This is a genomic window from Pseudomonas sp. 8AS, assembly GCF_902506505.1.
Classification (GTDB): domain Bacteria; phylum Pseudomonadota; class Gammaproteobacteria; order Pseudomonadales; family Pseudomonadaceae; genus Aquipseudomonas.
Genome location: NZ_LR733406.1, coordinates 2346528 through 2357653 on the forward strand (window position 1 = coordinate 2346528; position 11126 = coordinate 2357653).

The window sequence follows — 11126 nt, forward strand, 5'->3', positions numbered from 1 at the left end:
ACGAACGCCAACATGCTACGAATTCTGCTGATCAACGACACCCCGAAGAAGGTCGGACGCCTGAAGAACGCGCTGATCGAGGCGGGCTTCGAGGTCATCGACGAGTCGGGGCTGACCATCGACCTGCCCGAGCGCGTCGAGGCCGTGCGCCCCGACGTGATCCTGATCGATACCGAGTCGCCGGGCCGCGACGTGATGGAGCAGGTGGTGCTGGTGACCCGTGACCAGCCACGGCCGATCGTCATGTTCACCGACGAACACGACCCCAGCGTGATGCGTCAGGCGATCCAGTCCGGGGTCAGCGCCTACATAGTCGAAGGCATTCATGCCCAGCGCCTGCAACCGATCCTCGACGTGGCCATGGCCCGCTTCGAGAGCGACCAGGCCCTGCGTGCCCAGTTGCAGGCACGCGACGAGCAGCTGGCTGAACGTAAGCGCATCGAGCTGGCCAAGGGTCTGCTGATGAAGATGAAGAGCTGCAACGAGGAGGACGCCTACACTCTGATGCGCCGGCAGGCCATGAGCCGCCAGCAGAAGCTGATCCAGGTGGCCGAGCAGATCATCGCCATGCACGACATGCTGGGTAACTGAAGAAGGCACGGGGCGCCGCGCGCCCCGCTCGACAAACCCCACTGCCAACGCTTATCTTCGCCGCCTGGCCAGCACACTGGCCAACGTCGCTCGGACGGTTCCGGGCGCTTACGTACCTCGAGGAAAGCATGGCTGAACAAGCTAAGCGCCGTTTTGCGCGCATCGATCGTCTCCCCCCCTACGTTTTCAACATCACCGCCGAACTGAAGATGGCCGCCCGCCGCCGTGGCGAGGACATCATCGACTTCAGCATGGGCAACCCCGATGGCGCCACGCCGCCGCACATAGTCGAAAAGCTGGTGCAGGTCGCCCAGCGCGACGACACCCACGGCTACTCCACCTCGCGCGGCATTCCACGCCTGCGCCGCGCCATCTCGCGCTGGTACAAGGATCGCTACGACGTCGAGATCGACCCGGAAAGCGAAGCCATCGTCACCATCGGCTCCAAGGAAGGCCTGGCGCACCTGATGCTGGCCACCCTGGATCACGGCGACACCGTGCTGGTGCCCAACCCCAGCTACCCGATCCACATCTACGGCGCGGTAATCGCCGGTGCCCAGGTGCGCTCGGTGCCGCTGGTGCCTGGCGTGGATTTCTTCGCCGAGCTGGAGCGGGCGATTCGCGAGTCGATCCCCAAGCCGAAGATGATGATCCTCGGCTTCCCCTCCAACCCCACCGCCCAGTGCGTGGAGCTGGACTTCTTCGAGCGCGTGGTGGCCCTGGCCAAGCAGTACGACGTGCTGGTGATCCACGACCTGGCCTATGCCGACATCGTCTACGACGGCTGGAAAGCCCCGTCGATCATGCAGGTGGAAGGCGCCAAGGACATCGCCGTCGAGTTCTTCACCCTGTCCAAGAGCTACAACATGGCCGGCTGGCGCATCGGCTTCATGGTCGGCAACCCGGAACTGGTCAGTGCCCTGGCGCGGATCAAGAGCTACCATGACTACGGCACCTTCACCCCGCTGCAGGTAGCCGCCATCGCCGCGCTGGAGGGCGACCAGCAGTGCGTGCGCGATATCGCCGAGCAGTACCGCCAGCGCCGCAACATGCTGGTCAAGGGCCTGCATGAAGCCGGCTGGATGGTGGAGAAGCCCAAGGCCTCTATGTACATCTGGGCCAAGATTCCCGAGCCCTATGCCCACCTCGGCTCGCTGGAGTTCGCCAAGAAGCTGCTGCTGGAAGCCAAGGTCTGCGTTTCACCCGGTATCGGCTTCGGCGACTACGGCGATGACCATGTGCGCTTTGCCCTGATCGAAAACCAGGACCGTACCCGCCAGGCGATTCGCGGGATCAAGGCGATGTTCCGCGCCGATGGGCTGGTGCAGGCGCCAGCGGCCAAGTCGCGTAAAGCCGCCGACTGACGCTTATACCGTAGGGTGCGCCGCGCGCACCGAAGCCTTGCACGGGCTACTTGGTGCGCACGGCGCACCCTACGGCAGCCAGAAACACCAAGCCCCCGACAGAGCGCATCTGCCGGGGGCTTGTCATTTCAGCTGGAGTAATCCAGGGCGGTCCAGGCGCGGCTGAGGCCATTGCCGATCACGCAGTCAGGGCGTGCCAGTTGCTGATTGCCGCTCGGCGCCAGGCGGGTAATCTCGCCGAACTCGTCACGCTCGGTGAGCCACTGCAACTTGCCGCAGTTGGCTGTCTCGATCACATAGCTGGCGGCAATGCTGGAGTGCTGCCCAGGCAGCTTGACCACATCCAGCACCCGCCCCGCTTCCTCGACTCGCTTGCCATCGGATACCAGCACCGCCCAGGCGGCGCCGTCCTCGATAACCAGATAGGCGCCATTGGCCTTGGGCTGTTCCAGTTGTGGCTGCGCGCAGCCACCCAGCAGGGCCAATAGCAGAAGTGTCATCAGCTTGTGGTGCATATAAGCGGCTCCTCTCTCGGTTGATCCCCTGCGGGGCTGATCGGTAGTGCGTGAGCCAACTATTATCCAATACTGTTTATTTGTACAGTGCTTTCTATTACCCTGTCGCCACCCGCACAACCAGCACCGCGTCCAGGTGCATAGCAGAGGATCACCACCATGCAGGACGTACTGCAGCTGAAGAACAAAGTGAACCGGATGCCGCTGGAAAGTGTCCGCGCCATGGTCGAGGAACTGCATCTGGAAGGCCTGGTGACCGGTAGCAAGACGCCATTTCAGCGCGTGCACTTCAACACCTGCTTCGCCGAGATCGAGGCCTTGTTGCAGCGCGCCGGCTATCACCGCCAGCTGGATGTGGTCGGCTACCAGGGCCAGGCCTATGCCCTGTTCGATCCGGCGCGCTGGGAAGCGGTGGAGGTGCTGCGCTGGCTGCGCGATTACGTCGAAGCGCTCGCCAGCCAGCCACTGCTGACCTTGCGCAGCTAGCCCGCCCACCGAACCAAAAACGCACACGACAGCGCACCGCAGCACCGCCGTGACTCGAAAATCACCCGCAACAGCCATCTACCGACACGCCACTCACAGCTTCTCGCACATCCCCGCCGCACAGCTAACCGCTTGATTAAGCAGCACTATTCAAGAACCTTCCGCGCCTGCTGAAGCGCTTGGCGGCGTTGCCGCCTGGGCATCGAATAAAAACTGGCAAGCCCCTTGCAATACCCTCAATAGATTCCTGCGCAGCACACCAACGGCGGTGGGCCGCGGATCACGGACAACGGCGTCCGCCAGAGCACCCTCTCCCATCGGGCTCCTCTGGCGTACGCCGTTTTTATTTGCCCATGAAAAAGGAAAACTCCATGAGTGATCGTGATTCCAAAGACCCGGTTAACAACAGCCGCCGCAATTTCCTCAAGCACTCCATCGCCGTCGCCGGCACCATCGGCGGGGTTGCCGCCCTCGGCCTGTCCGCCCCCGGTTTCCTGCGCAGCGCGGCCTATGCCGCCGGCTCCGATGCACCGGAAAAGGCCGTGCTGAATATCGGCTTCATCCCGCTGACCGACTGCGCCTCGGTGGTGGTCGCCGCCACCCAGGGCTTCGCAGCCAAATACGGCCTGACCATCAACCCGAGCAAGGAAGCCTCCTGGGCCGGCGTGCGCGACAAGCTGAACACCGGCGAGCTGGATGCCTCCCACGTGCTGTACGGCATGATGTACGGCTCGCAGCTGGGCGTCGCCGGGCCGCAGAAGGACATGGCCGTGCTCATGGGCCTGAACCAGAATGGCCAAGGCATCACCCTGTCCAAGCAGCTCAAGGAAGCCGGCGTCACCACCGGCGAGCAACTGGCCGCACACATCAAGAAAGGCGGCAACCCGCTGACCTTCGCCCAGACCTTCCCCACCGGCACCCACGCCATGTGGCTGTACTACTGGCTGGCCAACTACGGCATCAACCCCTTCACCGACGTGAAAACCATCACCGTGCCGCCACCGCAGATGGTCGCCAACATGCGCGTCGGCAACATGGATGGTTTCTGCGTCGGCGAGCCCTGGGGCGCCCGTGCGGTGTTCGACAAGATCGGCTTCACCGCCGCCACCACCCAGCAGATCTGGGCCGACCACCCGGAGAAAGTCCTCGGCTGCTCCCGCGAGTTCGTCGAGCAGAACCCCAACACCGCCCGCGCCCTGGTCATGGCCCTGCTGGAGGCCAGCCGCTTCATCGATGCCAGCGAGGCGAACAAGAAGGCCACCGCCAAGCTCATCTCCGGCAAGGCCTATGTCAACGCGCCGACCGAAGTCATCGAACAGCGCTTTATTGGCAACTACGAGGACGGCCTGGGCAACAGCTGGCAGGACAAGAACCCGATGGTCTTCTGCAAGGAAGGCAGCGTGAACTTCCCCTACCACTCCGACGGCATGTGGTTCCTCACCCAGTTCAAGCGCTGGGGGCTGATCAAGGACGACCCGGACTACGCCGCCGTGGCTGCGCAGATCAACCAGACCAAGCTCTACAGCGAAGCCGCCAGCGCCCTGGGCCTGGTCGTGCCGAGCAGTGTGATGCGCTCCAGCACCCTGATCGACGGCAAGGTGTGGGACGGTTCCAACCCGGCCGCCTACGCCAACTCCTTCGCGATTAAAGCCTGATTTTCGGAGGCACCTAGATGAACGCTCCAGTGAAAACACCACTGACAATGGCCACCCCGGTTGCCCCCAGCAGCACTCCGCGCCGGGTCCTGCCCGGCGCGGAGGCCATCACCAACCTGATCAAGGCAGTCATTCCGCCGCTGCTCGGCATTGCCCTGTTCATCGGCGTCTGGGCCCTGATCGCAACCCGCAGCGAAGGTCTGCCGGGCCCCTTGTCGACCTGGTATTCGGCACTGGAGCTGTTCGCCGATCCGTTCTATGACAACGGCCCGAACGACATGGGCATCGGCTGGAATATCCTGCATTCCCTTGGCCGTGTCGGTCTGGGCTTCGGCCTGGCAGCGCTGATCGGTATTCCGCTCGGTTTCGCCATCGGCCGCTTCGCCTTCCTCGCCAACATGCTCTCGCCAATCATCAGCCTGCTGCGTCCGGTTTCGCCGCTGGCCTGGCTGCCGATCGGCCTGCTGGTGTTCGAGGCGGCAGGACCTGCCTCGATCTGGGTGATCTTCATCAGCTCGATCTGGCCGATCATTCTCAACACGGCCGCCGGCGTCGCCAGCGTGCCGCAGGACTATTTGAACGTGGCGCGCGTGCTCAAGCTGTCGGAGTTCAAGGTGCTCACCCGCATCCTCTTCCCCGCCGTGCTGCCGCACCTGATGACCGGCATCCGCCTGGCCATCGGCGTGGCCTGGCTGGTGATCGTCGCCGCGGAAATGCTCACCGGTGGCACCGGCCTGGGCTTCTGGGTGTGGGACGAGTGGAACAACCTCAACGTCGAACACATCCTCATCGCCATCATCATCGTCGGCCTGGTCGGCCTGGCCCTGGAGCAAGCCCTGCTCCTGCTGGCCAAGCGCTTCGATTACGCCAGCTAAGCATTTTTCTGTAGGAGCCAGCTTGCTGGCGATCCATCACGGCAGCGAGTAGCCAATGATCGCCAGCCAGCTGGCTCCTACACCAGACAGGAGAATATCGATGGACAAGTTCGTCGAGCTGACCCACGTCAGCAAACACTTCGATACCAAGAAAGGCCGCTTCCAGGCGCTCAGTGACGTCAACCTGAGCATCGCCAAGGGCGAGTTCGTTTCGCTGATCGGCCACTCCGGCTGCGGCAAATCCACCGTGCTCAACCTGATCGCCGGCCTGCTCGAGGCCAGCGAAGGCGGGCTGATCTGCAACGGCCGCGAGATCGACGGCCCCGGCCCGGAGCGCGCCGTAGTGTTCCAGAACCACAGCCTGCTGCCCTGGATGACCTGCTTCGGCAACGTCCATCTGGCGGTGGAAAAGGTCTTCGGCGGCAAGGAAAGCAAGGTCCAGCTGAAGGCGCGCACCGAAGCGGCGCTGCATATGGTCGGCCTGAGCCACGCCAGCCACAAGCACCCCAACGAGATCTCCGGCGGCATGAAACAGCGCGTCGGCATCGCCCGCGCCCTGGCCATGGAACCCAAGGTACTGCTGATGGACGAGCCGTTCGGTGCGCTGGACGCCCTGACCCGCGCCCACCTGCAGGACGAGCTGCTGCGCATCGTCGGCGAGACCCACAGCACCGTGGTGATGGTCACCCATGACGTCGACGAAGCCGTGCTGCTCTCGGACCGCATCGTGATGATGACCAACGGCCCGGCGGCGACCATCGGCGATATCGTCAAAGTGCAGCTGGAACGCCCACGCAACCGCCTGGCCCTGGCCAACGACAGCCAGTACCACGAGTACCGCACGGCGGTGCTGGAGTTCCTCTACCAGCGCCAGCAGCGCCCCGCCGCCTAGTTTCCCGGCCTGCCGGCCCCTCGACGCCCGGTCTCGTACCGGGCTTTTAATGTTGCGTGGGCTCGACTCAGTGGTCGAACTCGTCCCAGCCGCCCATTTCCTTCCAGCGGTTGACGATGCCGCAGAACAGCTCGGCGGTCTTCTCGGTGTCGTAGCGCGCGGAGTGCGCTTCCTTGCCGTCGAAGGCGATGCCGGCGGTCTGGCAGGCCTTGGCCAGCACGGTCTGGCCGTAGGCGAGGCCGGCCAGGGTGGCGGTGTCGAAGCTGGAGAAGGGGTGGAAGGGGTTGCGCTTGATGTCGCAGCGGGCCACGGCGGCATTCAGGAAGCCGAGGTCGAAGCTGCTGTTGTGGCCGACCAGGATGGCGCGCTTGCAGCCATTGGCCTTGATCGACTTACGCAGGCCCTTGAAGATTTCCCCCAGCGCGTGCGCTTCGCTGACCGCCATGCGCAGCGGGTGATCCAGCTTGATCCCGGTGAACTCCAGCGCCGCCTGCTCGATATTGGCGCCGGCGAACGGCTCGATGCGGAAGAAGTGGGTGTGGTCCGGGTAGACGAAGCCGTCCTCGTCCATGGCGATGGTGGTCGCGGCGATCTCCAGCAGGGCGTCGGTGGCGCAGTTGAAGCCGCCGGTCTCGACATCCACCACCACCGGCAGGTAGCCGCGAAAGCGCGCGGCCATCGGGTGGCGCGGGCCTGAGGGCAGGCTGCCGTCGAGTTCGTCGTCGAAATGTTCTTCGCTCACGCGGGGTTCTCCAGCAGGCGCCAGCGCAGGTTCTCACCGGCGCGCAGGGGGATTACGGTGTGCTCGCCCAGCGGCAGGCTGGCCGGGGCGGTCCACTCTTCGCGCACCAGGGTGATGCGGTCGGTGTTGCGCGGCAGGCTGTAGAAGTCGGGGCCGAAGTGGCTGGCGAAAGCTTCCAGCTTGTCCAGTGCGTTGCGCTGCTCGAAGGCCTCGGCATACAGCTCGATGGCGGCATAGGCGGTGTAGCAGCCGGCACAACCGCAGGCGGCTTCCTTGGCATGCTGGGCGTGCGGCGCCGAGTCGGTGCCGAGGAAGAACTTGGCGCTGCCGCTGGTGGCCGCATCCAGCAGGGCTTCCTGGTGGGTGTTGCGCTTGAGGATCGGCAGGCAATAGAAGTGCGGGCGAATGCCGCCGACCAGCATGTGGTTGCGGTTGTACAGCAGGTGGTGGACGGTGATGGTCGCACCGACGTTGCTCGACGCGGCGTTGACGAACTGCACGGCGTCGCTGGTGGTGATGTGCTCGAACACCACTTTCAGGCTGGGGAAGCGCTCAACCACGCGGCTCAGCTGTTCGTCGATGAAGCGCTTCTCGCGGTCGAATACGTCGACTTCGGCGCGGGTCACTTCGCCGTGCACCAGCAGCGGCAGGCCGACTTCGGCCATGGCTTCCAATGCCGGGAAGATCTTGTCGATGCTGGTCACGCCGGAATCGGAGTTGGTGGTGGCGCCGGCCGGGTAGAGCTTGGCCGCATGCACGAAGCCACTGGCCTTGGCCGTGCGCACGTCCTCGGCCGAAGTGTTGTCGGTGAGATACAGCACCATCAGCGGCTGGAACTGGCTACCGGCCGGGCGGGCGGCGAGGATGCGCTGGCGGTAGCCGTCGGCCTCGGCGGCGTTGCGCACCGGCGGCACCAGGTTGGGCATGATGATGGCGCGGGCGAAGGTACGTGCCACGTCGGCCACGGTATGCGGCAGCACGGCGCCGTCGCGCAGGTGGATGTGCCAGTCGTCTGGGCGCAGCAGGGTAATGCGGTCTGACATGGAGAGTTCCAGGCGGGTAAAACGTGCTCGCATGCTACCGGAATTGGCCTTTGCCGGCACGGGCTATCAAGTTTTGCCGACTGCGACCGATACCCCGAGGGAATGCCGTTACTCCCCGTGGAGCCTGTCGTGCGCCAACCTTACTTCGCCCTGTCCAGCTTGTTTGTCGGCCTGTGCCTGAGTGCCCAGGTCGCGGCTATCAGCTTCCAGACCCGCATGGAAAAGATCGAATGGAAGGTCGAAGGCGACCAGTTCGAGTGCCGCCTGACGCAGCCGGTGGCGGATTTCGGCAGTGGCGAGTTCGTCCGCCGCGCCGGCGAGCAGGCGACTTTCCGTCTCAAGGCCCGCGAACGCTGGCTGGGTGCGGGTTCGGCGACCCTACTGGCAGCGGCGGCGCCCTGGCAGCCGGGGCGCGGTGACATCAACCTCGGCCCGGTTACCGTGGTGGCCGGCGAAGTGCCCTTCAACAGTTCCCAGGAACAGGCCGGGCGCCTGCTCACCGGCCTGCTCGAGGGGCGCAGCCCGCTGGTTCGGCACCGCACCAGTACGGGAGGCGACAGCCTCGATGTGCGCCTGCTGCCGATCAAGTTCACCCAGGCCTACAACGATTACCTGAAATGCACGGCCGGGCTGCTGCCGGTCAACTTCGACCAGATTCGCAAGGCGCAGATCGGCTTTCCCAGCGGCGTGGTGCTGGATGACGTGGGCCGCGCCAAGCTGGACATCATTCTGGCCTTCCTCAAGGCCGATCCGAGCGTCAACCGCATCGAGCTCGATGGCCACTCCGACAACAGTGGCAACCGCCTGAGCAATCGCGACCTGTCGCGGCGCCGGGCGATCGCCGTGGAGGAGTACCTCAAGGCCAACGGCGTGCCGGCCGAACAGATTGTCGTGCGCTTCCACGGCGAGCGTTACCCCCTGGTGCCGAACAAGGGCGAAGCCAGTCGGGCGCAGAACCGCCGGGTGACCATGACCCTGTCCCGCGAGCCGCTGGTCGAGCCGGCCGAGGATGCGGCTCCGACTCCGGCGGCGCCCACGTCGCCAGCCGATCCCGCAGCTACCTCCTGAGGTCGCTCGGATAAATAAATCTGTCGCTTTGTCGCCAGCGCCGGTCGCGCCCCTGTAAATCGCCCGGCGCGGCCGGTAGAATCACGGGTTTTCCGTACAACCCCGTGGAGTTGATTGGCATGGCGGACGTAAAGAAGGTAGTTCTGGCTTATTCCGGTGGCCTGGACACCTCGGTAATCCTCAAGTGGCTGCAGGACACCTATGAATGCGAAGTGGTGACCTTCACCGCTGACCTCGGCCAGGGCGAAGAAGTCGAGCCGGCCCGCGCCAAGGCTCAGGCCATGGGCGTCAAGGAAATCTACATCGACGACCTGCGCGAAGAATTCGTCCGCGACTTCGTCTACCCGATGTTCCGCGCCAACACCGTCTACGAAGGCGAGTACCTGCTGGGTACCTCCATCGCCCGTCCGCTGATCGCCAAGCGCCTGATCGAGATCGCCAACGAGACCGGCGCCGACGCCATCTCCCACGGCGCCACCGGCAAGGGCAACGACCAGGTGCGTTTCGAACTGGGCGCCTATGCGCTGAAGCCGGGCGTGAAGGTCATCGCCCCGTGGCGCGAGTGGGACCTGCTGTCGCGCGAGAAGCTGATGGACTACGCCGAGAAGCATGCCATCCCGATCGAGCGCCACGGCAAGAAGAAGTCGCCGTACTCCATGGACGCCAACCTGCTGCACATCTCCTATGAGGGCGGCGTGCTGGAAGACACCTGGACCGAGCACGAAGAAGATATGTGGAAATGGACCGTCTCCCCGGAGAAGGCCCCGGATGCTCCGACCTATATCGAGCTGACCTACCGTAAGGGCGACATCGTTGCCATCGACGGCAAGGAAATGACCCCGGCGCAGGTGCTGGCCGAGCTGAACCGCATCGGCGGCGCGAACGGCATCGGTCGCCTGGACATCGTCGAGAACCGCTACGTCGGCATGAAGTCCCGCGGCTGCTACGAGACCCCCGGCGGCACCATCATGCTGCGCGCCCACCGCGCCATCGAGTCGATCACCCTGGACCGCGAAGTGGCCCACCTGAAAGACGAACTGATGCCCAAGTACGCCAGCCTGATCTACACCGGCTACTGGTGGAGCCCGGAGCGTCTGATGCTGCAGCAGATGATCGATGCCTCGCAGGCCAACGTGAACGGCGTGGTGCGCCTGAAGCTGTACAAGGGCAACGTCATCGTCACCGGTCGCAAGTCCGACGACTCGCTGTTCGACGCCAACATCGCCACCTTCGAGGACGATGCCGGCGCCTACAACCAGGCCGACGCGGCCGGCTTCATCAAGCTCAACGCGCTGCGCATGCGCATCGCCGCCGGCAAGGGTCGCAAGCTGTTCTGATAAGCTGAATGCCTTGTGCCAGACGAACCCCGGCCACGAGCCGGGGTTCTGCTTTTCTAGAAGAGGAAAACCTGATGAGACTGCTGCATACCATGCTGCGCGTCGGCGACCTGGACAAGTCCATCGCCTTCTATACCGAAGTGCTGGGCATGACCCTGTTGCGCCGCAAGGACTACCCGGACGGCCAGTTCACCCTGGCCTTCGTCGGCTATGGCGAGGAGGCGCACAACAGCGTGATCAAGCTGACCTACAACTGGTGGGATAGGTGGAATTAATCCGGAATGAGCGGATAGATTTCTTTCGGAAAGAGGTGGGTTCAAGTCGGAAGAAGGGGGATTAATCGGGATGACGCCGGATGGATTCGCACAGAAGCTCTATGCTGCTCATGCGCCTGGTGCAGGCCGACGCGCTCGACTTCGACGACCGCCCAGCGCATCCGCCAGTTGACCCAGACCCTGTTCGATGAGCTCAAGCCTTGACCTTCTTTTGGCGGTTGTTCTCCTGAGCGAGCAACCGCTTGCCGGACGCCACGCGAGGGGGGAGCGTACCTTACCGCCC

11 protein-coding genes and 1 pseudogene are annotated in these 11126 nt (G+C 64.2%); 9 read left to right on the forward strand and 3 right to left on the reverse strand.

Translation table 11 applies throughout. The features are described from left to right. Positions 1 to 12: 12 nt before the first annotated feature. Both GV001_RS10970 and alaC read left to right on the forward strand, forming a co-directional pair. The gene (locus GV001_RS10970) at positions 13 to 591 is read left to right on the forward strand and encodes an ANTAR domain-containing response regulator (protein WP_160079701.1); all 579 of its coding nucleotides are present in this window, start codon (positions 13 to 15) and stop codon (positions 589 to 591) included. A gap of 128 nt (positions 592 to 719) precedes the next feature. Further along, on the forward strand, positions 720 to 1955 hold the full coding sequence (gene alaC / locus GV001_RS10975; RefSeq protein ID WP_160079703.1) for an alanine transaminase: 1236 nt from the start codon (positions 720 to 722) through the stop codon (positions 1953 to 1955). Positions 1956 to 2083: 128 nt separating this feature from the next. On the opposite strand, the gene GV001_RS10980 is transcribed toward alaC, so the two are convergent. Next, positions 2084 to 2470: a hypothetical protein gene (locus GV001_RS10980; RefSeq protein WP_160079705.1), complete on the reverse strand. Its 387-nt coding sequence runs from the start codon at positions 2468 to 2470 to the stop codon at positions 2084 to 2086. Between the two features lie 159 nt (positions 2471 to 2629). On the opposite strand from GV001_RS10980, the gene GV001_RS10985 reads away from it, so the two are divergent. From GV001_RS10985 to GV001_RS11000, 4 genes are all read left to right on the forward strand, one after another. Continuing rightward, a complete protein-coding gene (locus tag GV001_RS10985) occupies positions 2630 to 2956 on the forward strand; it encodes a transcriptional regulator (RefSeq protein ID WP_160079707.1) in 327 nt (108 codons plus the stop codon). 371 nt (positions 2957 to 3327) lie between these two features. Beyond that, positions 3328 to 4611 (forward strand): CmpA/NrtA family ABC transporter substrate-binding protein, encoded by a 1284-nt coding sequence (locus tag GV001_RS10990; protein ID WP_160079709.1) that lies wholly within the window; start codon positions 3328 to 3330, stop codon positions 4609 to 4611. Between the two features lie 17 nt (positions 4612 to 4628). Then, positions 4629 to 5486 (forward strand): nitrate ABC transporter permease, encoded by an 858-nt coding sequence (gene ntrB, locus GV001_RS10995; RefSeq protein WP_160079711.1) that lies wholly within the window; start codon positions 4629 to 4631, stop codon positions 5484 to 5486. A 100-nt stretch (positions 5487 to 5586) separates the two neighbouring features. Further along, positions 5587 to 6378, forward strand: coding sequence for an ABC transporter ATP-binding protein (locus GV001_RS11000; RefSeq protein ID WP_160079713.1), 792 nt, complete (start codon positions 5587 to 5589; stop codon positions 6376 to 6378). A 67-nt stretch (positions 6379 to 6445) separates the two neighbouring features. On the opposite strand, the gene rnt is transcribed toward GV001_RS11000, so the two are convergent. Both rnt and pyrC read right to left on the reverse strand, forming a co-directional pair. Next, positions 6446 to 7120 (reverse strand): ribonuclease T, encoded by a 675-nt coding sequence (rnt, locus tag GV001_RS11005; RefSeq protein ID WP_160079715.1) that lies wholly within the window; start codon positions 7118 to 7120, stop codon positions 6446 to 6448. Next, the gene (gene pyrC, locus GV001_RS11010; RefSeq protein WP_160079717.1) at positions 7117 to 8163 is read right to left on the reverse strand and encodes a dihydroorotase; all 1047 of its coding nucleotides are present in this window, start codon (positions 8161 to 8163) and stop codon (positions 7117 to 7119) included. The genes rnt and pyrC overlap by 4 nt, the downstream gene beginning before the upstream one ends. A 129-nt stretch (positions 8164 to 8292) precedes the next feature. Between pyrC and GV001_RS11015 the strand changes: the two genes are divergently transcribed. The 3 genes and pseudogenes from GV001_RS11015 to GV001_RS11025 form a co-directional block, all read left to right on the forward strand. Further along, a complete protein-coding gene (locus GV001_RS11015; RefSeq protein WP_372238529.1) occupies positions 8293 to 9231 on the forward strand; it encodes an OmpA family protein in 939 nt (312 codons plus the stop codon). A 119-nt stretch (positions 9232 to 9350) separates the two neighbouring features. After that, on the forward strand, positions 9351 to 10568 hold the full coding sequence (locus GV001_RS11020; RefSeq protein ID WP_160079721.1) for an argininosuccinate synthase: 1218 nt from the start codon (positions 9351 to 9353) through the stop codon (positions 10566 to 10568). Between the two features lie 74 nt (positions 10569 to 10642). Further along, positions 10643 to 10825, forward strand: a pseudogene (locus GV001_RS11025) (VOC family protein); the annotation flags it as partial. Positions 10826 to 11126: the final 301 nt, after the last annotated feature.